Annotated in this window: 24 protein-coding genes; 12 read left to right on the forward strand and 12 right to left on the reverse strand. The window is 62.1% G+C overall.

All coding sequences use genetic code 11. The features are described 5' to 3' along the window. Positions 1-16 precede the first annotated feature (16 nt). Positions 17-553 carry a PqiC family protein gene (locus tag AO356_RS01350; protein ID WP_060738255.1) on the forward strand — a complete coding sequence of 179 codons (537 nt, stop codon included), beginning with the start codon at positions 17-19 and terminating at the stop codon, positions 551-553. A gap of 111 nt (positions 554-664) precedes the next feature. On the opposite strand, the gene AO356_RS01355 is transcribed toward AO356_RS01350, so the two are convergent. Beyond that, entirely contained in the window at positions 665-1,303 is a 639-nt protein-coding gene (locus tag AO356_RS01355) for a glutathione S-transferase family protein (protein ID WP_060738256.1), read from the reverse strand. Positions 1,304-1,524: 221 nt separating this feature from the next. On the opposite strand from AO356_RS01355, the gene AO356_RS01360 reads away from it, so the two are divergent. After that, complete coding sequence (locus AO356_RS01360; protein WP_060743049.1) at positions 1,525-2,076, forward strand: hypothetical protein; 552 nt, start codon at positions 1,525-1,527, stop codon at positions 2,074-2,076. Between the two features lie 216 nt (positions 2,077-2,292). Here AO356_RS01360 and AO356_RS01365 read toward each other — a convergent pair whose 3' ends face one another. The 4 genes from AO356_RS01365 to AO356_RS01380 all read right to left on the reverse strand — a co-directional run bounded on the left by AO356_RS01365 (position 2,293) and on the right by AO356_RS01380 (position 6,304). Beyond that, positions 2,293-3,387: a DUF1615 domain-containing protein gene (locus tag AO356_RS01365; RefSeq protein WP_060738257.1), complete on the reverse strand. Its 1,095-nt coding sequence runs from the start codon at positions 3,385-3,387 to the stop codon at positions 2,293-2,295. A gap of 272 nt (positions 3,388-3,659) precedes the next feature. Continuing rightward, complete coding sequence (gene hemB, locus AO356_RS01370) at positions 3,660-4,634, reverse strand: porphobilinogen synthase (RefSeq protein ID WP_060738258.1); 975 nt, start codon at positions 4,632-4,634, stop codon at positions 3,660-3,662. A gap of 117 nt (positions 4,635-4,751) precedes the next feature. Next, positions 4,752-5,609: a PhzF family phenazine biosynthesis protein gene (locus AO356_RS01375; protein ID WP_060738259.1), complete on the reverse strand. Its 858-nt coding sequence runs from the start codon at positions 5,607-5,609 to the stop codon at positions 4,752-4,754. After that, a complete protein-coding gene (locus tag AO356_RS01380; protein WP_060738260.1) occupies positions 5,606-6,304 on the reverse strand; it encodes a glutathione S-transferase family protein in 699 nt (232 codons plus the stop codon). The genes AO356_RS01375 and AO356_RS01380 overlap by 4 nt, the downstream gene beginning before the upstream one ends. Before the next feature lie 306 nt (positions 6,305-6,610). Between AO356_RS01380 and AO356_RS01385 the strand changes: the two genes are divergently transcribed. After that, a complete protein-coding gene (locus tag AO356_RS01385) occupies positions 6,611-7,285 on the forward strand; it encodes a hypothetical protein (protein ID WP_060738261.1) in 675 nt (224 codons plus the stop codon). Positions 7,286-7,384: 99 nt separating this feature from the next. Here AO356_RS01385 and mnmH read toward each other — a convergent pair whose 3' ends face one another. Next, positions 7,385-8,488, reverse strand: coding sequence for a tRNA 2-selenouridine(34) synthase MnmH (gene mnmH, locus AO356_RS01390; protein WP_060738262.1), 1,104 nt, complete (start codon positions 8,486-8,488; stop codon positions 7,385-7,387). Next, positions 8,488-9,522: a selenide, water dikinase SelD gene (gene selD, locus AO356_RS01395; RefSeq protein WP_060738263.1), complete on the reverse strand. Its 1,035-nt coding sequence runs from the start codon at positions 9,520-9,522 to the stop codon at positions 8,488-8,490. Before selD ends, mnmH begins: the two co-directional genes overlap by 1 nt. A gap of 298 nt (positions 9,523-9,820) precedes the next feature. On the opposite strand from selD, the gene AO356_RS01400 reads away from it, so the two are divergent. The 3 genes from AO356_RS01400 to AO356_RS01410 all read left to right on the forward strand — a co-directional run bounded on the left by AO356_RS01400 (position 9,821) and on the right by AO356_RS01410 (position 12,340). Further along, the gene (locus AO356_RS01400; protein WP_060738264.1) at positions 9,821-10,771 is read left to right on the forward strand and encodes a nucleoside-specific channel-forming protein Tsx; all 951 of its coding nucleotides are present in this window, start codon (positions 9,821-9,823) and stop codon (positions 10,769-10,771) included. Between the two features lie 46 nt (positions 10,772-10,817). Next, positions 10,818-11,843: a purine-nucleoside phosphorylase gene (locus AO356_RS01405; protein ID WP_060738265.1), complete on the forward strand. Its 1,026-nt coding sequence runs from the start codon at positions 10,818-10,820 to the stop codon at positions 11,841-11,843. Positions 11,844-12,055: 212 nt separating this feature from the next. Further along, positions 12,056-12,340, forward strand: coding sequence for a hypothetical protein (locus tag AO356_RS01410; protein ID WP_060738266.1), 285 nt, complete (start codon positions 12,056-12,058; stop codon positions 12,338-12,340). Between the two features lie 5 nt (positions 12,341-12,345). On the opposite strand, the gene AO356_RS01415 is transcribed toward AO356_RS01410, so the two are convergent. Further along, positions 12,346-12,798 carry a DMT family transporter gene (locus AO356_RS01415; RefSeq protein ID WP_060738267.1) on the reverse strand — a complete coding sequence of 151 codons (453 nt, stop codon included), beginning with the start codon at positions 12,796-12,798 and terminating at the stop codon, positions 12,346-12,348. Positions 12,799-12,800: 2 nt separating this feature from the next. Further along, positions 12,801-13,298 (reverse strand): DMT family transporter, encoded by a 498-nt coding sequence (locus tag AO356_RS01420; protein WP_060738268.1) that lies wholly within the window; start codon positions 13,296-13,298, stop codon positions 12,801-12,803. Between the two features lie 113 nt (positions 13,299-13,411). On the opposite strand from AO356_RS01420, the gene AO356_RS01425 reads away from it, so the two are divergent. Continuing rightward, positions 13,412-14,344 (forward strand): LysR family transcriptional regulator, encoded by a 933-nt coding sequence (locus AO356_RS01425; RefSeq protein ID WP_060738269.1) that lies wholly within the window; start codon positions 13,412-13,414, stop codon positions 14,342-14,344. A gap of 13 nt (positions 14,345-14,357) precedes the next feature. Here AO356_RS01425 and AO356_RS01430 read toward each other — a convergent pair whose 3' ends face one another. Further along, positions 14,358-14,960, reverse strand: coding sequence for an NADPH-dependent F420 reductase (locus AO356_RS01430; protein WP_060743050.1), 603 nt, complete (start codon positions 14,958-14,960; stop codon positions 14,358-14,360). 142 nt (positions 14,961-15,102) lie between these two features. On the opposite strand from AO356_RS01430, the gene AO356_RS01435 reads away from it, so the two are divergent. From AO356_RS01435 to AO356_RS01455, 5 genes are all read left to right on the forward strand, one after another. Then, positions 15,103-16,032, forward strand: a complete 930-nt coding sequence (locus tag AO356_RS01435; RefSeq protein ID WP_060738270.1) for a LysR family transcriptional regulator — start codon at positions 15,103-15,105, stop codon at positions 16,030-16,032. 98 nt (positions 16,033-16,130) lie between these two features. Next, positions 16,131-16,895 (forward strand): hypothetical protein, encoded by a 765-nt coding sequence (locus tag AO356_RS01440; RefSeq protein WP_060738271.1) that lies wholly within the window; start codon positions 16,131-16,133, stop codon positions 16,893-16,895. A 76-nt stretch (positions 16,896-16,971) separates the two neighbouring features. Further along, on the forward strand, positions 16,972-17,559 hold the full coding sequence (locus tag AO356_RS01445; RefSeq protein ID WP_060738272.1) for a hypothetical protein: 588 nt from the start codon (positions 16,972-16,974) through the stop codon (positions 17,557-17,559). Between the two features lie 294 nt (positions 17,560-17,853). Further along, the gene (locus AO356_RS32920; protein WP_060738273.1) at positions 17,854-18,159 is read left to right on the forward strand and encodes an IS3 family transposase; all 306 of its coding nucleotides are present in this window, start codon (positions 17,854-17,856) and stop codon (positions 18,157-18,159) included. After that, positions 18,156-18,992: an IS3 family transposase gene (locus AO356_RS01455; protein WP_060738274.1), complete on the forward strand. Its 837-nt coding sequence runs from the start codon at positions 18,156-18,158 to the stop codon at positions 18,990-18,992. Before AO356_RS32920 ends, AO356_RS01455 begins: the two co-directional genes overlap by 4 nt. A 202-nt stretch (positions 18,993-19,194) precedes the next feature. Here the strand turns inward: AO356_RS01455 and AO356_RS01460 are convergent, their stop codons facing one another. Together AO356_RS01460 and AO356_RS01465 are read right to left on the reverse strand one after the other, a co-directional pair. Then, complete coding sequence (locus tag AO356_RS01460; protein WP_060738275.1) at positions 19,195-19,911, reverse strand: alpha/beta hydrolase; 717 nt, start codon at positions 19,909-19,911, stop codon at positions 19,195-19,197. Positions 19,912-19,976: 65 nt separating this feature from the next. Continuing rightward, positions 19,977-21,089, reverse strand: a complete 1,113-nt coding sequence (locus AO356_RS01465) for a M14 family metallopeptidase (RefSeq protein ID WP_060738276.1) — start codon at positions 21,087-21,089, stop codon at positions 19,977-19,979. Positions 21,090-21,134: the final 45 nt, after the last annotated feature.

The following is a 21,134-nucleotide window of genomic DNA, read 5'->3' on the forward strand; positions in this document are numbered from 1 at the left end:
TACAGGAGCCCGTCCCATGCCACTGACGCTGAAATTCACCCTGCTCGCCATGGCACTGCTGCTCGGCGCCTGTCGCAGCGATCCGATTCATTACCACACCCTGAGCCCGGCTCAGCCGACAGGCCAGGCACGCGCCGGCGTGGACATCCAGATCGAACAGGTGAGCGTCCCACCCCAGGTGGATCGCACCCAAATGGTCATTCGCCAGGGCAACAGCGGGTTGGCGATCCTGGAAACCGAATGGTGGGGTGCCAGCCTGGCAGATGAACTGCACAGCAGCCTGGACGAACAACTGAGCAACCCTGGCGCGCCGAAATCATCGCTGCGGGTAGACGTGCAGCGCTTTGACTCGATTCCCGGCCGCTATGCCCGCATGGACGTGCAATGGCGCCTGCGCAACCTGGGTGGCGATACCCGCCCCCTCACCTGTCGCAGCAGCCTGCAAACGCCGGCGGGGGCCAGTATCGACGAACTGGTGACGGCGCATCAGCAGAACGTCCAGCAGTTTGTCGACTTGGTTGAGCAGGCGGCTGTACGCAAGGCTTGTCCTTGACCCGTAGGAGCTGCCGAAGGCTGCGATCTTTTGATCTTTTGATCTTTTGATCTTTCGCTTGAGATTCCAGCGTTAGCGCAAAGATCGCAGCCTCGCTTCGCTCGGCAGCGCCTACGAAGGCCAATGCAACGACAGCATCGGTGCAACGCGCGGATGGTGGTCGATACGCTCCAACAATCCGTAGAACGCCGGACGGGCGTTGAGCATTGCCTCCCGCGTGTTTCTCCACTTCGTGATCACGGCCGCCAGGATATCCATCGCCCCCGGCTCGGCACCGCCAAGGAAAGGCTGGGCCGGGAACTGATCGGCAAACAGCGCCCAGTTGCGGTACAGCCGCTGCTGGGTGCCCGCTACCAAGCGCTGCCGAGTCGCTTCGTCCGCATCGTCCGCATCGTCCAACCAGCGTTCCGGAAAATCGATGATGCCGATGGGCGTGTAGCAATTGGCTGCGATATAGACCAGCCCCCGTATGGCTTGGGCACGCTGGGTTGCGTCATCAGGGAGCAGCTTCGAGGCCGGAAAGGTCAGCCCGAGGTGAATCAGGATCGCCGCCGCTTCGGTCAGCACCGAGCCGTCCGGCAACTGCAAGGTCGGGACCTGCTTCTGAGGGTTGAGTGCCTCGAGCGCTTTCGCGGCGTCGTTGTCCTGGGTCGAATAGGCATCGACCCGCCGATACGCCACATCACAAAGGTCCAGGGCAATCTCCACCGCCGCAGAACCGGATTGCCTGTAACCGAATAACTGGTACATGAACTTGCCTCCTGCCTGTGGTTTACCCGGTAGAGCCCACAAACCTGGCTGTGTTCCACCCGGAGGACGACGCGCACGTTGCGGCTCAGCTTCGACATCGATGGGACTGACGAGCTATCACTGCCGTCGATGTTCACCATCATGCCAATGAAGTTCTCTTGATGATCGCCCGGGACAACAATGGCCCCACACAAACCACTGCACCCCCGGAGCACACCATCATGAAACGCCAAGTCATCCTCAGCCTCGCTTTCTCCGTACTGGCCGCCAACGTATTTGCCGCCTCCTCGCAACCCGTCGTCGCCGAAGGCGGTTCTGATCGCCTGATCGAAAACCGCGTCGCTGAAGGTGGTGCCGATCGCCTGCTGGAACGTCGCGTCGCTGAAGGTGGCTCTGATCGCCTGATCGAAAACCGCGTCGCCGAAGGTGGTGCCGATCGCCTGCTGGAACGCCGTGTCGCTGAAGGTGGCTCCGACCGCCTGCTGGAACGCCGTGTCGCTGAAGGTGGCTCTGATCGCCTGCTGGAACGCCGTGTCGCTGAAGGTGGCTCTGATCGCCTGCTGGAACGCCGTGTCGCTGAAGGTGGCTCTGATCGCCTGATCGAAAACCGTGTCGCTGAAGGTGGCTCCGATCGCCTGCTGGAACGCCGTGTCGCCGAAGGTGGCTCTGACCGCCTGATCGAGAACCGTGTCGCTGAAGGCGGTTCCGATCGCCTGCTGGAACGCCGCGTCGCCGAAGGTGGCTCCGATCGTCTGATCGAAAACCGCGCATGAGTTGCTTGACTGCAATGCCTGAAAATATCGCAAATCATGTGCAACACACCCCGTGGCGAGGGAGCTTGCTCCCGCTCGGGCGCGCAGCGGCCGCAACGTTCAAGCCAGCCGCCGCGCAGCTCACCCGACACACCGCTCCAGAACACCTCCAAACCCAACCCATCACAGTAAAAGCCCGGCCTCATCCGCCGGGCTTTTTCATGTTTCAACGCCTGGCTAGCGCCCCGCCGCCCGCGCCATGCAGCGCTGATAACGCTCATCCACCCGCTTGGCAAACCACGCTGTGGTCAGCTTGCGCGTGATTTTCGGGCTCTTGAGCACGATCCCCGGCAATACCGCCCGCGGCAACGGCTTGCCCTCGGCCCGCTCAGCCAGTTCGAACACACGCTTGTAGAGCTTGCTGTCCTCGAACGCCAGGCTGTCGCCCTGCTCCAATTGATCGCGAATGGTCGGGTTGCGCATTCCCAACGACTTGCCCAGCGTGCGTACCGCCAGCTCCGTGCTGCCCGGCATGATTGAATCATGGGCAACCAGATCGCCATCCAGCGCCAGGGAAATGCCCGACGCTACACTCACCCCATGCTGGAAAGCCGCGTTGCGACTGGCGTACCACCCGGCATTGAAATCGGCGAAACGATACAACGGCTCGGTATAGTTCACCGGATAGCCCAGCAAATGCGCGATACCGAAATACATCCCACCACGGCGACTGAACACTTCGCGACGAATCGAGCCATCCACCGTGTAGGGATAATCCCGCGCATGGGCCTGGGCAAACGCGATACTGACCTGCATCGGCCCACCCGTGTGCACCGGATTGAAACCGCCGAACAGGGTCTTGCCCAGCGGCACCATGCCGATGAAATCATCGAAAATCCCGCTCAGCTCTTTCTCGCTACGGGCCGCGTCGAGCCGATCGCTGTAGTTTTTGCCATTGGGCGAACGCACCTGGAGCGCGCCGCTGACCAACAGCTCCGGAATGTGCACCTTCGCCGCACGGCGGTTGATCTCCTGACGAGCGATCTTGCCCAGCCCCGGCACCGGCGGGTCGGCCTGGAACGTCGACTCCTGCTCGGTCACCGCCAGGACCGCACAGATATTCTGCGTCGTGGACGGGATCTGCTGGGCCGCAAAGGCCACGTAAATATCAGTCGCCCAGCCTTCACGATCCACCGTCTTGGCCGGCAACAACTGCACGATCTGCTTCTTGACCTCAGCGGGCTGGCGCTCGGGCTCCTGCAACTGACGGCTGCCGCAACCGGCCAGGGCCAGCAACGCCGCGAGGCTGATCATCAATGGGTTGAATTGCATGGTGCTCCATCGCGTTCGTTATTCCGGAGCAACCATACGATCAAAAGTGGATGCGGGCTATGCCCAATGTGGGAGCGAGCCTGCTAGCGATAGCGGCGACACAGGCACCCTCGATGCAAGCTGACACACCGCTATCGCGAGCAAGCTCGCTCCCACAGGAGAATGGCGGTGTACCCGGATCTTCCGTCCAACACAAAAACCCATGTGGGAGCGAGCTTGCTCGCGATGACGGCGGTACAGTCACCACTGAGGCAAGTAGAAGGAACGCAGGATCAGATCCCACTCAGCGCCAGGTCCATGGCGAAGTAGGTGAAGATCAGGTCTGCCCCCGCCCGCTTGATTGCGCCAAGGCTCTCGCGGACCACACGGGCTTCGTCGATGGCGCCGGCCTGGGCGGCGAATTTGATCATCGCGTATTCGCCACTGACCTGGTAAGCCGACAACGGCAGATTCGAAGCCTGGCGAATATCGCGGATGATGTCGAGGTAGGCACCGGCCGGCTTGACCATCAGCGCATCGGCACCCTCTTGCTCATCGAGCAGGGATTCACGCAAGGCTTCGCGGCGGTTCATCGGGTTCATCTGGTAGCTCTTGCGGTCACCTTTCAGTGCGCTGCCGCCGGCTTCGCGGAACGGCCCATACAGCGCCGAGGCGAATTTGGTGGAATAGGCCATGATCGCCGTCTGGCTGAAACCGGCTTCATCCAAAGCCTTGCGAATCGCCTGGACCTGGCCGTCCATGGCCGCCGACGGCGCGATCACATCGGCACCGGCGCGGGCCGCCGCCACGGCTTGCTTGCCCAGGTTGATCAAGGTCCGGTCGTTGTCCACTTCATCGCCGTGGAGCACGCCGCAGTGACCATGGTCGGTGTATTCACAGAAGCAGGTGTCGGACATCACGATCATTTCCGGCACCGCGTCCTTGCAGATCCCGGCCATGCGTGACACCAGACCGCGCTCGCGCCAGGTGTCGCTGCCCTCGTTGTCCAGGTGATGGGACACGCCAAAGGTCATCACCGACTTGATGCCAGCACGGGCATAGCGTTCGATCTCACCGGCCAGCTTCGACTCCGGGATGCGCACCACGCCGGGCATGCTCTTGATCGGTACAAAATCATCGATTTCTTCTTCGACGAAAATCGGCAGCACCAGATCGTTCAAGGTGAACTCGGTTTCCTGGAACAGGCTGCGCAGGCTTGCATTGCGACGCAGGCGGCGTGGACGTGCTTCGGGGAACTGGCTGGACATGGGACTCCTGGGCAAAAAAATGGTATTCGATCACAGGGAGCGAAGCTTATGCCCAGGCCAGCCAGGGCACAAACGCCAGCTGGAAAACAGAGTGTTACCAGCCGGGTAATAATCGCCTCACACGGTCAGCGAGCCATTGATGCACGTCACGACGGCACCACCAATCCAAACCTCTTCTCCCAACTGCTCGACATGAATTCGCCCGGCCCGGCCCATCGTCAGCCCCTGGCTGACCACGTAGGACGCAGGCGCCAGCCCTTTGCCCAGCATCCATTGGGCAAGCCCGGCGTTCAGGCTACCGGTGGCCGGATCCTCGGGCATGCCATCCCCGGCGATAAAGCCGCGCACTTCGAAGTGGGCCTCATCGCCATCCACGGCCCGATCCCAGGGTGCAACCACGCCCACGGCCAGATCCAGCAACTGCGGGTAATCCGGCTCAAGCGTCAGGACTTGCTGGCGATCCTTGAGCATCACCGCCAGCCAGCCGGCACCATTATCGACCCATTGCGCCTCGACAATCGCCTGCGCTGCGAGCCCCAGCCCCTTGCGCACCCGCTCCAGCAGCTCGGCCTCCAGCGGGCCGGACTTGAGCAAGGGCGGCGCAAGGAACGCCAACCCATGATCGCTGCGGCGCACCCTGACCAGGCCGACACCGCACTCCTGCACGATCTCCTGCCCTTTGGGCACGCCTCCGGCTTCCAGCCAGGCGTGACAACTGCCCAGGGTCGGATGCCCGGCAAACGGCAACTCGGTGGACGTGGTGAAAATACGCACCCGGTAATCGGCTTCCGGGTGCTGCGGCGCCAGCAGGAACGTGGTTTCGCTGAGGTTGGTCCAGTTGGCAAAAGCGGCCATGCGCGAGTCACTGAGCCCATCGGCCCCCAGCACCACCGCCAGCGGATTACCCTTGAGCGGTACGTCGCTGAATACATCCAGTTGCTTGTAATCGAATCGGCGGGTCGTCGGTTTGCTCATTCCGGAATCTTCAACCCACGGGCCACGGCCGGTCGCGCCAGGAAGCGCTCCAATACCCGCGTCACATTGGGGAAGTTCTGGATACCCACCAAATCACCGGCTTCATAAAAACCGATCAAGTTGCGCACCCAGGGAAACGTGGCGATATCGGCAATGGTGTAGCGCTCGCCCATGATCCAGTCCCGCCCTTGCAGACGGCCATCGAGCACCTTGAGCAGGCGCCTGCTTTCCTCGACATAACGATCCCGTGGCCGCTTGTCCTCGTAGTCCTTGCCAGCGAACTTGTTGAAGAACCCCAACTGCCCGAACATGGGCCCGATCCCACCCATCTGGAACATCAGCCACTGGATCGTCTCGTAGCGCGCCGCCGACTCCTGGGCCAGCAACTGTCCGCTCTTGTCCGCCAGATAAATCAGGATCGCCCCCGACTCGAACAACGCCAACGGCTGGTCCCCCGGCCCATGGGGATCGAGAATCGCCGGGATCTTGTTGTTGGGGTTCAGGGACAGGAACTCGGGCGACAGCTGGTCGTTGCTGGCGAAGTCCACTTTGTGGGGCTCGTACGGCAGGCCGATCTCTTCCAGCATGATCGAAACCTTCACGCCGTTGGGGGTTGGCAGGGAGTAGAGCTGGATCCACTCCGGGTATTGGGCGGGCCATTTCTGGGTGATGAGGTGTGGCGTCAAGTCGGGCATGGGGTCGGCTCGGAAATGAAGAAAACCCCGAGGATAATCCAAGATGTTGGGGACGACACCACTGCCCGTCACAGAATTCACGTCGTCCCTTCTTAATTCAGCAACATCCTGTCGTTAACGTTCGTCCCATCTCCTGACGGAGATCGCTACAGTGCACCGGAATCGAACCAAAGCGCTCGAAGGGACTCTGAGCAATGCCTCCGAAGAACCGACGAGGCGTAACGACAGGGAAAACACCCGAGGCCAAGCGCTTCGCGGTGCCAGGGTTTGTCAGCCTGACTCAAGCGTGCTGAAGACTATTATTCGATGATGAACCCACTGAATTTCGCCAGACGCTTCAAACACCGTTCGTGGCTGATGCTGCCAACGCTGCTTGTGGTCTGTGGCCTGGTGCTGTCGCTGGAATCCAGCGTCAGCCGCGCCCAGCCAGCCGACGGCGTCCAGACCCTGGTGTTCCTGCGCCACGCCGAGAAACCCGCCGGTGGCCTGGGCCAGCTCAACTGCCAGGGCCTCAACCGCGCCATCGACCTGGCCACCCTGCTGCCGGAAAAATTCGGCAAGGCCGACTACGTGTTCGCGGCCAACCCGACCCGCAATGTCGAAGAGGGTGAGCTGGACAACTCCTACAGCTATATTCGCCCGCTGATGACCATCAGCCCCAGCGCCATCAAGCTCGGGCTGCCGGTAAACATCAATTTTTCAGCCAACGACACCAGCGACCTGGCTGACGAGTTGCTGCACGACAAGTACCACAACTCCACCATCTATACCGCCTGGTCCCATGGCTACCTGCCGGAGCTGATCAACAAGGTCGCCGGTGAGGCGGTGGGCAAGGAGCAGACCATTACCGAAGACTGGGCCTCCGGGGACTTCGATTCGCTGTATGTGCTGACCCTGACCTGGCACAACGGCAAGGCCAGCCTCACCAGCCAGAGCTACAAGCAAGGTTTGGACAATGGCCAGCAAACCTGTCCGACCTGATCATCCGTGTGGGAGCGAGCTTGCTCGCGATAGCGGTGGGTCAGCTTGCCTCAAGGGTGCCTGTGTCGCCGCCATCGCGAGCAAGCTCGCTCCCACAGGTCACCGTACCGAGGCCGCCCGCTCGCGCAAATACTCCAGCACCGCCGCCTGCTCTCCCGAGAACTCGATCCGCAAGCCCTTCTTTTCCCGCTGGAACACGTACATCGGGTCGTAATACTCACGCAGCAAACCCTCGATCCAACCGCGATGCACGTCGACGGCGCCGCTGCGGGCCTGCTCGGCCAGGGCTGTTTCCAGGATGTCCTTCAAGCGCCGATGACGGTCGCCACCCAGGCGTTTGTGGATGTTGTCCAGGCTTGCCAGCAATCGCTCGGAAAACAGCGAAAAACCTTCGTCGCCATGTACCGCGACAAATTCTCCACACAGGTCGATGACGTAATCCTGCAGGATCCGTTCGACCCGGCGCTCCAGGCTGTCTTCCAGCCAGACCATCGGAACCTGCTGCATGCGCTGGTACAAGGACAGTGGCAAGGCGCAGCTGCCGACCGCGCGGCTCTCATCTTCCAGCACAAACTGCTCGATGCCGGCGGCGCGTTTTTTCAGCACATCCACCGCCAGGCGATTTTCAAAATCGATGTTGGAAGGCTGGCCGGTGGCGCGTTTGCCGAAGCTCGAACCGCGATGGTTGGCATACCCTTCCAGGTCCAGGCTGTTGCCCAGTTGGCCCAGCGCTTCGGTCTTGCCGGTACCGGTCATGCCGCCCAGCAGCACCAGGTCGCACTCGGCGACCGCCTGTTCGACGGTGTCCAGCAAGAACGTGCGCATGGCCTTGTAGCCACCACCGACCCGAGGATAGTCGATGCCCGCTTCGTCCTTGAGCCATTGCTGGACGATCTGCGAACGCAAGCCGCCGCGAAAGCAATACAGCAGACCGTCGGGATGGGCCTTGGCGAACGCCGCCCAAGCCTGGATGCGCTGGGCCTTGGTCTCACCGGACACCAATTGATGCCCCAGGACGATGGCGGCCTGTTGCCCCTGTTGTTTGTAGCAGGTCCCGACACGTTGCCGTTCGTTGTCGGTCATCAACGGCAAATTGACCACGCCGGGGAAAGCGCCCTTGATGAATTCGACGGGCGCGCGCGTGTCCATCATCGGTCGGTCATGGAGGAAGATGTCGCGGTAATCGGTGATGTCATGGCTCATCAAGACACCTCGACCGCGTAACGCTGTCGCTCGACCAACTCGCCGATGGGCTCCAGTGCAAGGCCGAGTTCAGTGGCCACCCGCAGGAACTCGTCCTCGCCTTCGGGGGTGACGGCAATCAACAGGCCGCCGCTGGTCTGCGGGTCGCACAGCACTCGCTTGTGCAGTTCCTGGACCCGACCGACCTTGCTGGCGTAGCTGTCGTAGTTGCGCAGCGTACCGCCCGGCACACAGCCCAGGTCGAGGTAGTATTCGACGCCCGGCAGACGCGGCACCGCGTCATAGCGGATATGCGCGGTCAACTGGCTGCCGTCGGCCATTTCCACCAGGTGCCCGAGCAGGCCGAAACCGGTGACGTCAGTCATCGCCGTCACGCCATCGAGCTTGCCGAAGCGGCTGCCGGGTTTATTGAGGGTGCACATCCAGTCACGGGCCAGGCCAACATCGGCGGCGCGCAGCTTGCCTTTCTTTTCCGCCGTGGTGAGGATGCCGATGCCCAGGGGCTTGGTCAGGTACAGGCGGCAACCGACGGTGGCCGTGTCGTTGCGTTTCATATGACGCTTTTGCACCAGGCCCGTGACCGCCAGGCCGAAGATCGGCTCGGGCGCGTCGATCGAATGCCCGCCCGCCAGGGGAATACCGGCCTCGTCACACACGGAACGACCGCCGCGAATCACTTCCCGGGCAATTTCCGGGGCCAATACGTTGACCGGCCAGCCAAGAATCGCGATGGCCATCAGCGGATCGCCGCCCATGGCGTAGATGTCGCTGATGGCATTGGTGGCGGCGATGCGACCGAAATCGAAGGGATCATCGACAATCGGCATGAAAAAATCGGTGGTCGAGACCACCCCACGCTCTTCGTCGATGGCATACACCGCGGCGTCGTCGCGAGAAGCATTGCCGACCCACAGCTTGGGATCGAGGTTCTGCGCACCGCTGCCGGCCAGGATCACTTCCAGGACCTGGGGCGAAATCTTGCAGCCGCAACCGGCGCCGTGGCTGTACTGGGTCAGGCGAATCGGCTCGCTCATGGGCATCTCTCCGGTCAATCAAGGGGATCGATTCTAACAGCAACGCCGCCGACTCAGTGCCGTGCCGAGCATTCGCCCGTGCAACACTTTGGTGCTGCTTCAAGCGAGCGTAAAGCATTCGGCGCACCAGGCCTGACCAAAAGGACAGGAAAACCGCCTTAAACCCAAGATTTTCAAGCCACTGCGAAAAACTGGTATGGGATGTGCAAACGTTTGCGCATTCGATCATCGCCAGCGGATCGACGATTTTTTTCAATCACGGAACCCGGGCTTCGGCCCGCACGAACAAGGACTTTCCATGCACTTCACTTCCCGGTGTCGCGCCACGCCCGGCGTATGGGCAACCACCCTGCTACTGACCGCCGTTACCGGACTACTCAGCACCACGACCCATGCCCAACCCACCGAGGCGTCCGCCCAAGGCGAAGCCCTCAGTCCAGAAGCCACCCCATCGAAAAAAGGCGCCTACCTGTCGGACTGGTACAACCAGGACCTGACGCTCATCGGCAGCAAGGACATCAGCTTCGGCCCGCAACCGGTCGACGATATCTATCTGGAATATGAATACTTCGGACGCAAGGGGCCCTTCGAGCTCTATGGCTACGTCGACATCCCGAAGATTTTCAACATTGGCAACAGCCACGACAAAGGTGCGTGGGACCACGGCTCACCCGTGTTCATGGAACACGAACCGCGGGTTTCCATCGACTACCTGGCCGGCCGCAGCCTGGCCATCGGGCCGTTCAAGGAATGGTATGTGGCGTTCGACTGGATCTACGATCACGGCAGCAACAGCGCCAATCGCGCGAACACCTTGTACAGCGGCCTGGGCACCGACATTGACACGCACTCGAGGGTCAACTTGTCGGCCAACCTCTATGGCCGTTATCAATGGGAAAACTATGGCGCCAGCAATGAATATTCCTGGGACGGCTACCGCGCTCAACTCAAGTACATCGTGCCGATCAGCCAGTTCAGCAATGGTGCCTCGCTGACGTACATTGGCTTCACCAACTTCGACTTCGGTTCGGACCTGCACAAGGACAACCCGGCCCGCACCGCCAACGCCACGGTCGCCACCAATGTCTTGCTGTACGCGTTCACCCACGTGCGCTTCACTCTGGTGGGCCGCTACTTCCACAACGGCGGCAACTGGCAGGATGGCAGCGAACTCAACTTTGGCGAGGGCAACTTCCGCGCCCGCTCCGATGGGTGGGGGTATTACGCCGGGGTCGGCTATCAATTCTGAGCACATCGTCGCAGCACCCTTTCGAATCCATGGAGGTCACGAACACATGATCAATCGCCTGTTTGCTTCAATCGGCCTGGCAAGTACTGCACTCTTCGCGGCAAGCGCCGGGGCCGCACCGCCACTTCAACCCAAAGTGATGCTGATCACCATGTTCGCCCCCGAAGCGCAGAACTGGATCGAACGTTTGCAGCTCAAGGATGAAATCCGTGTACCGGGGCTGTCCGCCGAGTACCCGACGATCCGCTGCAATGCCGAACGGGTCTGTCTGTTGATCACCGGCATGGGCCAGACCAACGCGGCGGCCTCGACCCTGGCCCTGGCGCTCTCCCCGACCGTCGACCTGCGCAAGAGCTATTTCCTGGTGGCCGGGATCGCCGGCATCAACCCGCACCACGGCACGCTCGGCACAACCGCCTGGGCCCATTACCTGGTGGAGTTCGGTACTCAATGGGAGCTGGATTCGCGGGATGCGCCCAAGGACTGGCCCACCGGCTACCTGGGCATCAACACCAAGGGGCCGAACGAAAAGCCGCCGCTGGACTACAAGACAGAAGTCTTCGAACTCAACCCGGCCCTGCAAGCCAAGGCCTTTGCCCTCAGCCAGCAGGTGACCCTGGCCGAAAGCAAGGAGTCGGCAGCCTGGCGCTTGAAGTATCCGTATGCCCCGGCCAACCAGCCGCCGGTGGTGACCCGCTGTGACACCCTGGCCGGCAACACTTGGTTCTCCGGCACGCGCCTGAGCGAGCGTGCCGAAGTCTGGACCCGCCTGCTCACCGACAACAAAGGCGTCTACTGCACGACCCAACAGGAAGACAACTCGACTTACGAGGCCTTGCTACGGGCCAGCCGTGAAGGTCGGGTGGACATCAACCGGCTGGCAGTGCTGCGGGCCGGGTCCGACTTCGACCGCCCCGAGCCCGGTGGCAATGAAGTGGATAACCTGCTCAAGTACGCCGACCAGGGCGCGTTCGTCCCTGCGTTGGAAAACCTGTTCCGCACCGGCAACCCGCTGGTGCAGGACATTGTGAAGAACTGGTCGGCGTGGAAGAACGGCGTGCCTGGCCTCTGATTTCTCCTCCGTGGCGAGGGAGCTTGCTCCCGCTGGGCTGCGCAGCGGCCCCTGGCTCTTTGCGGCTGCTGCGCACCCGAGCGGGAGCAAGCTCCCTCGCCACGGGGCTATCGAGCTGAGCACCAGGGCTGTTCCCAACGGCTCAGCCAATGGAATTTTCCCTCCCGGGCAGGATCATTTGAACATCAACCGCGCGCCCCAGGAGACCGCCGATGCCTCTCACACCCTCCGCCGCCGACAGCACTCACCTGGACTACGGTCTCGACACCCTGTTCGGCCGCCAGACCAAAAGTATCGACTGCCAATACGCCGTCCAGCGCCTCGACGAGGACAAGCCGGTATGGTTCGCGCTGCACGTTCAACCGCCGATGCCGGACGACCTGGACAAGGCCGAGATCGTGGTGTTCAGCGCCGAGGGCCGGCGCCTGAGCGGCATCGTGCGCAGTACTGAACGCCTGGCCGATGGCAGTCTGCAACTCAACGTGGAACCCGACTGAACCGTTCAGGCCTGACGGGCATTGCTGCGATACATGAACACCAGCGCCAATGCCAGGCAGGCCATGGCGAAGACTCGGCTGCCGGACAATTCGATGGCCGGGTTGCCCAGCCAGCCGAAGTTGTCGATCAGCATGCCCATGCCCAGTTGCCCGACGATGACCGCCACGGTGGCCACGGCCGTGCCGACCCTGGGCACCGCGCCCACCATCACCATCATGTACACGACACCGAACAAGGCCCCGCTGAGTTGCCATTTCGGCATGTCCAACAGCGTCAACCCGTGGGCCGGTTCGAAAAACACGATCAGCAGCCCGGTGGTCACCGTGCCCACCGTGAACGTCAGCAAGCTGCTGCGCAACACACCGACCGTCTGGCCCAGGCGCCCGTTGATCGCCGCCTGCACACTCAACACCGCACCGGCCGCGACCACCAGCAGCAACAAAACAAACCGGTTCATGTTCAACCTCGGGCAATCAGGACAAGGGCAACGACAATCAAGGCCAACGCCAGCCAGCGTTCGCCATTGACCCGCTTGCGGGCCGTGCCGAACCAGCCGAAATGATCGATCAGGACACTTTTACCCACCTGGCCGGAGAGAATCGCGACCATGGTCATGGCGATGCCGATGTGCGGCGTGGCGAGTGTCAGCACGACCACATAGATCGGACCGAGGAAACCGCCGATCAATTGCCAGCGTGGCAACTCATGCAAGGCTGGGCCTCGCTGCCGGCCACTGAGCAACAACAGCAGGAAAAGAATCGCCGAACCGACGCCGAAGATGCTCAGCGTGGCCCACAGATGCCCGACCTGGGCCCCGAGCGGCCCGAGCAGGCCGGCTTCCACCGACAAGCCCATGCCGGCCAGGATCACCAGGGGCAGTAATAGCCAGCGCAGCAATGCCCGGGGTCTGGCGGGCGTCGATACCGGCGCGGCCTCGCTGAGTGAAGATGTTTGCATGATCAGAACCTGTTCACTTGAAAGAGGGCCGGCATTATCGGCTGGTGTCGCTGTGCAATAAATGTGAGTATCCCGACAACACTTTTGCGCAATACGCACAGGAAGCCCACCCCATGCACGGCCTCAATGAACTGGGTTTCAAGGCATTGCGATTGTTCGTCGCGGTGCTCGATCACGGCAGTTTTTCGGAAGTCGCACGGCGCGAAGGCCTGGCGCCGTCTTCGATTTCCCGGCAGATCCAGTTGATGGAACAGGCCCTGAACCAACAGTTGCTCTATCGCCACACCCGCGCCGTTTCACCCACCGAGGCTGGCCGCCTGTTGGGGCATCATGCACGGCTGCTGCTGGTGCAACTGGAGGAAGCCGAACAGGCGCTGCAGGAGCAACACAGCGAGCCGTCCGGACTGGTGCGGATCAATGCGCCGGTGGTGTTTGGCCAGCGCCACCTGACACCGTGGTTGGGGCAGCTATGCGAGCGTTATCCGAAGCTGCAACTGGAGATCCAGCAGACCGACAGCTACGTCGACCCACTGCAGGAAGGCGCCGACCTGCTGTTCCGTATCGGTCCGCTGCACGATTCGAGCATGCAGGCGCGCATCCTCGCGCCCCATCGCTTCCAGATCGCCGCCAGCCCGACCTACCTGGCCCGCCACGGCGCACCACTCAAGCCCCAGGACCTGGTTCACCACCGGTGCCTGGCCTACAAGGGCGTAACCGGTCAGCAGCGCTGGTTCTTCCGCCGCCCGGGCCAGGCCTGGACACCCTACAGCGTCAGCGGCCCGATCACCGGCAACCACGCCGACACCTTGACCCAGGCCGCCGAACAAGGCCTGGGGCTGGTGATGTTCCCGTCGTGGCTGATCGGCGAAGCCGTGCGTCATGGCACGCTGGTCCCGGTGCTGCAGGATTACCAGGCCTCCAACAGCCTTGAACCGCAACAGATCGCCATCCTCTGGCCGGGCAGTCGACGCCTGTCGGTGAAGGTCCGCACGGTCATCGATTTCTTCCTCGAGTGTTTTGGCGAAGTGCCCTACTGGGATCGCTGAACACGGCGCGGCCTCAGTCGAACTTGACCAGGTTCAGCACCGGCAGCGGGCCGCCTGGGAACTGGGTCAAGCGTGCGCCGACACTCAAGGGGCCCAGGTCTACGCCGAAAAAGCCCAGGCGCTCGATCAACTGCGCGACTTCACTCCGTGCCTGCGCGTCGTCACCGGTCAGGAACAGCACCCGCTTGCCGCCTTCGGACGTTGGGTCTGCCTCCAGCAGGCGCGCCAGCAGATGATTGAAGGCCTTGACCACCCGTGCGCCCGGCACCCACTCGCTGAACACCTCGGTCGAGGCCCGGCCCTGGAGATCCACGGCCTTGAACCCCGGCACTTCGATCGCGTTGTTGGCGTCGATCACGATGCGTCCGGCAAAATCCGGCAGACCGCCCAGCGCCTGGGCCAACTTCGACCAGTTGACCGCCACCAGCACCATCGGCTGGGCGGCGGCCTCCTCCACGGTGCCGGCGCGCACGCTTGGACCGAGGTCAGCCACAAGTTCGGCCAGGCTTTGCGGGCCACGGCTGTTGGCAATCACTACGTTGATGTTCTGGCGGGCCAGGGCGCGGGCGAAAGCACTGCCGATGGCGCCAGCGCCAATGATGCCGATGGTGTCGATGCTGCTCATGTCTTGTGTCCTCAAGGTTGGATAAGCCTGGCGGTGATGTCCGCCGTTGAGGTGCATGGTGCCCTTGCCATTACCTTCTGATTAGCCGGTAATACGGCGAATCATTTTCAAGCATTACTATCAGGTTCATGCCATGGAAAGCCTCGCCAACCTCGAATGCTTTGTCCGCAGCGCCGAAACTGGCAGTTTCTCGGCGGCCGCGCGGCTGCTTGCCCTCACTCCCGCTGCCGTGAGCCGCAACGTGGCGATGCTGGAGCGCAACCTGGGGGTGCGGCTGTTCCAGCGCTCGACCCGTAAGCTGTCCCTGACCGAAACGGGGGAACATTTCCTGGCCAGCATCGGTGGCAACCTGCACGCCCTGCAGTCGGCCATTGGTGCGGTGACCACGGAGCGCGGCGAACCGGCCGGCGTCTTGCGCGTCAGCCTCTCGCCAAGTTTCGGCATCGGCCAGGTACTGCCGTTGATGCCGCAATGGCTGGCCCGCTACCCGCTGATCCGTCCGGACTGGCATTTCGAAAACCGTCCGGTGGACCTGATCGCCGAAGGTTTCGACGCGGCCATCGGAGGCGGTTTCGCACTGACGCCCGGGGTGGTATCGCGCACCCTGGCGCCCGCGCACCTGATTGCCGTCGCCAGCCCCGCCTACCTGGCCGAACGCGCCCTGCCCCGACAGCCCGAGGACCTGGCCGGCCTGGACAACATCGTGCTGCGGGCCAGCCGCACCGGCCGGGTGCGCCAGACCGTGCTGCGCAACGCCGCCGGGGACGAATGCGCCGTGCAACTGGCCGAATCCATGATCTTCAATGATCCCGTCGCCATGCGAGAGGCCGCCTTGCTCGGCCTGGGCGTGACCCTGCTGGTGGTGCCCGACGCCCTGCCCTGGCTGGAACGTGGCGAACTGGTGCGGCTGTTACCGGATTGGTACGTCGATCTGGGGGTGATTTCCCTCTACTACCCCAGTCGCACGCTGATGCCGGCCAAGACCCGGGCCTTTATCGACTTCATCACCGAGCACTTCGAGCGCGAGGCGTTGGCTCGGCGCTTCAGGGCCGGGCCGGATTGAATATCGGCGACGCGGCATTGAAGGCGCGTCGGCTGTCGGTGGATGACCTGGGCGAGGCGGTGCTAACGTGACGGCCCACCTCCGACAAGGATGATCGCGTGCTGCTGCTCAAACTGCTGGTGATTCCCGCTTTCCTGCTGCTGATTTCCCGGGCGGGCAGGCGTTGGGGACCGAGCGTGGCCGGCTGGCTCTCGGGGTTGCCGGTGGTGGTGGGGCCGATTCTGTTGTTCCTGGCCGTGGAGCAAGGCGAGGTGTTCGCCGCGCAGTCGGCGACCGCGGCACTGGCGGCCATGTTTGCAATGATCGCTTTCTGCGTGGTGTACGCCCAGGTTGCCCAGCGTCGTGCCTGGCCCTGGGCGTTGGGCATCGCGCTAGGCGTCTGGGCCTTGGTGGCGTTGATCTTGTCCTGGCTACCGGCTTCGCTGCCGTTGTCGAGCCTGATCGCCCTGGTCGCGCTGCTGGGGGCGCCGTATCTGTTCCCGACGGTCCGGCCGGTGATGAGCGGGCCGGCGGCCAAATCCGACAAACTGCTGCTACGCATGATCGCCGGCGCGCTATTGACCCTGGCGGTGACACTGCTGGCCAGCACCGTAGGCGAACGCTGGAGCGGGTTGCTGGCGGTATTCCCGGTGCTGGGCAGTGTGATGGCGGTGTTCTCCCAACAAACCCGCGGGCCGGCCTTCACCGCTGCGCTGCTGCGGGCGACGGCCACCGGCATGTATTGTTTCGCCGCCTTCTGCCTGACCCTGGCTCTTGCCCTGCCGGTGCTGGGCATGCCGGCCTTTGCCTTGGGCGTCGCGGTGTCGGTGGCCATGTTGCTGGTGACCCGCCGCCTGCTGGTGCGAGCGGCATCGCCAAAATGACGGTCTCTTGCTGGAGTCCGGTACGACGCCCATGGGATGATCGGTCTTCAAGCGCGACCATCCGTGGAGATTTTCAATGTCATTGCTGAGTAAACAAGCCGCCGTCCTGTTGCTGGGAGCCATCGCCAGCCTGGTCGTGGCATCCGCCCAGGCGGCCCCGGCCAAACCTGCCAGCGATGCACCGGCGCAGAAGGTGTCGATGCTGGGCGGCAAGTTCACCTTCACCTTGCCCAAGGGTTTTACGGCGACGCCATTGCCCGCCGGTGAAGCCGCCCAGGGCACCGCCGGGGCGACGGGGACGATGTACAGCAATGCCACCAGCAAGACCGTGGTGATCGCAGCGGAAAACATCATCATCGACGGTGCGAATGTGAAGGATGACGATGGCACGTTCCTCGACACCACCATGGCCGACTTCGCCGCCCAGCGCCTCAAGTCGCTGCCGGATGCCAAGATCCTCAGCGAAAAAAGCCTGAAGCAAAAAGGCACCGGCCTGGGCCTGCGCCAGCTCGACACCCGCGCGACCCAGGGCGGCGGACCGACCCTCGACACCACCTTGCTGGGTGCCTCCGGCACGCGCATGGCGGTGGTGCAGATCATCTCCCGGGCCAGCGACAAGACCGGCCATGAAGCGTTGGTGAAACAGATCGCCAGCGGTCAATAAGCCCCCCGGAACATGTGGGAACCGAGCTTGCTCGCGATGGCGTCGGCACACCCAACCTTGAGGCAAGCTGACCCACCGCCATCGCGAGCAAGCTCGCTCCCACAGGGATCTGTCTTCGCCGAAGAATCGAGGACAATCACCATCAAAAATGTGGGAGCGAGCTTGCTCGCGATGACGCCGGCACACCCAACCTTGAGGCAAGCTGACCCACCGCCATCGCGAGCAAGCTTGAACTGGCCTAATAATTCCGGACACCTCTTAAGGGCGATATGATTTCGCCAACTTGGAGGTTCCATGAACGAAAGAAAGGTCTATACCCGCGAGTTCAAGCTGCATGCTGCCAGCATGGTGCTTGATGATAACTGCCCGGTACCAGAAGTTTGTGCATCTCTGGACATCGGACCCACCGCTTTACGGCGCTGGGTTGATCAGGTTCGTAAGGAACGCGAGGGCCAGCCAGTTAAAGGCACCAAGGCGATTACTGACGATCAGCGCCAGATCCAGGAGCTAAAAGCCAAGATCAAGCGCATGGAGATGGAAGCTGAAATCCTAAAAAAGGCTACCGCTCTCTTGATGTCGGATCCCGATCGTTTCCGATGATCGCAGAGCTAAGAGAGTCATTTCCGACGGCCGTGGTGTGTCGTGTGTTCGGCGTGAAGCGCAGCAGCTTTTATGAGTGGATTCAGCGGCGATCCAAGCCGCGGATCAGACGTGAAGAACTCAGGCTGAAAGTCGTTGAACTGCACAGTGAAAGTCGCGAAGCCATGGGCTCCAGGATGATCAGCAAGGGCCTGAAATCGCAAAATATTGCAGCGGGAAGAAGCCTGGTCAGAGCGCTGATGAGGGAAGCCAACATTGTCAGTAAACAACGCCAGCCGCATCCATTTAGATCCAAAGGCGTGGAGGCATTTGTCGCGCCTAATCGGCTCAAACGCAACTTCAAACCGACTGCAATCGATCAGGTTTGGTGTGGCGACGTTACCAGCCTGATGGTGGGTAAACGCTGGATTCATCTGGCCATCGTGATCGATTTGTTTGCTCGCAGGGTTATTGGTTGGGCTTTTTCTCTGGTTAATGAGGCCAACCTAGTCAGCAAAGCGCTACGCATGGCGACAGCTGTACGAACGTGTCCTCCAGGGCTGATGTTTCACTCAGACCAAGGATGTCAGTACACCAGTCGCAAGTTTCAAGAAGAACTGACCCGCCACGGCATTGTGCAAAGCATGAGTCATCGGGGACAGTGCTGGGACAACGCTCCAATAGAGCGTTTTTTCGGCACACTGAAGTCAGAGTGGGTACCTCGCAACGGCTACAGCCTGATCGAGGAGGCAAAAACGGACATGGTGCGTTTCTTCATGTACTACAACCGCACCAGGCTCCACAGCTACAACAACTACCTGTCGCCAATAGCCATGGAGCAAAAAGCGGCATAAACACCGTAATCGGTGTCCGGGATTACTTGACCAGTTCAGCTCAGCTCCCACAGGGTTCTGTATTCGCCGAAGAATCGAGGACAATCACCATCAAAAATGTGGGAGCGAGCTTGCTCGCGATGGCGTCGGCACACCCAACCTTGAGGCAAGCTGACCCACCGCTATCGCGAGCAAGCTCAGCTCCCACAGGGTTCTATTTTGGTCAGGGGTTGAGCCGCTCCAGCCAGGCCCGCAGGTCCTGCACCTCCAGGGCGCTGATGCTGTGGCCAACGCCGGGGTAGGCATGGAATTCCGGTTCCAGCGCCAGGGTCTTGAGGAAGGTGTTGGCCTCGGTGCCATCGTGGTAGGGAATGATCGGGTCTGCCGTGCCATGGCCGATGAACACCGCCAGCGTCCGTCGTGATTCGTCGGGGGTCAGTTCCGCCCGCAGTACCGACAGGACCCGCCCGCCCATCGCGGCAATACCCCCGACGGCTTCGGGGTGTCGCAGGGCCACTTCGTAGCTCATCATCGCGCCCTGGCTGAACCCCACCAGGTAGACCTTGCTCGCGTCGTTCGAATACTTGGCCCGGGCCTTGTCGATGAACTCCAGCAGCATCTGGCCACTGGCCTTCAGGTCGGAGGTGTCACCGTCGTAGGCGCCCTCGCCCTTTTTGGCGAACCACTGGTAACGGTCCTGCTCCATGCTCTTCGGCGCCCGCACCGAGAGGTAGTTGTAATCGCGCGGCAACTCGTCCTTGAGTGCGAACAGGTCCTGCTCGTTACTGCCGGAACCGTGCAGGAAGATCACCAGCGGTCGGTTCCGAGCCTGCTCATCGACTTGGGCCAGGTAGTTGAGCGGCAAGTCCGTGTGCAGCGAAGGTTGGGCCTGCAACCCGGACGAGACCAGCAACAGGAACAGGGCGAGCGCTTTGAACATCGATCTTCCTCCATCGTTTCGATAGCCGCACGGCAAGGCCCGTGCGGTGAGGTAGACAGCAGTTATCAGTCGTTGATCAATTTCCCCGTACGAATCGGTTCACGCCCGGCGACTTTTGCCTGCCAGATCCCCGGCTGCGTGTAGCGCCCGCGGTCCAGGGCAAACAGCACGCCACTGGTGCCGGCCCGCACGGTGGTGACCCGATCATTCAGCGGGTCGACCACTTCGAACAGCGGATCGCCCCGCTCCACCCATTCGCCAGCCTCCCGCAGGAAACTCACCACGCCATGGTGCGGCGCGAACAGGTATTGCGTGCCTTCGAACGGAAAGCCTTCGCAGCACTCGCTGGGTGCGGGCGGCCAGTCCCCAGCGATAAGTCCCTGCTCGGCGAGAAACCCGAGGATGGCTTCACAATTGGCCTGGGCCTGCTCCACCCGGGTATCGCCCATGCTGCCCAATTCCAGCGTCGTCGCCAGGTTCGCCGGTGGGATCGCCGCCCCAGGAAAGGCCTTGGCCAGGCGCAACCAGGGCGAGGAGCAGGATTCATCGAACGAACTGCCGCCCGAATCCTCGCACAGCAAGGCCACACCGGCTTTCAAGCGTGCGGCCAAAGAACGCCACTGCGGCCACTGCTGTGGCAAGGCATACAAATGGATCGCTGCCTCGAAATCGCAATGCAAGTCCAGGGTGATGTCGGCATCGCAGGCATGGCGCAGCAGCAGGCGATGCAGCGCTTCGAGTTGCGAAGGGGGTGGCGGCAAGTCATCGAGGACCTCGGCCATGGTCTGGCGGATCAAGGTGATATTGGCGGCCGGGTCGTCCCCCAGGCGATCACCGATGCGTTGCGCCACCGGCGCACTGAGCTCCACGAAGGAACGGTTGAAATTCTTGCCGCTGCCCAGTTCGAAACGCCCCATGTGGGCGCTTTGCAGGTGTTGATCCAGGCCGATGGGGTTGGCCACCGGCACCAGTTCGATGACCCCCTTGAGCAAGCCTTGGGCCTCAAGGTCGTTGAGCCGCTGCTTCAGTTCCCAGGCGGTGCGCATGCCCGGCAATTCATCGGCGTGCAGGCTGGCCTGGATGTAGGCCTTGCGCGGCCCATGGCCGTAGCGAAACACACTGAGCCGGCGCTCGGTGCCCAGGTGGCTCCATGGCAGGGTATGGTCGATGCGTTGCATGAGGAACTCCGGATGGCGGCATTACGATAGGCGCAGGGTAAACAA

Origin of the sequence: Pseudomonas fluorescens, from assembly GCF_001307275.1 — a bacterium.
Lineage (GTDB): Bacteria > Pseudomonadota > Gammaproteobacteria > Pseudomonadales > Pseudomonadaceae > Aquipseudomonas > Aquipseudomonas fluorescens_AA.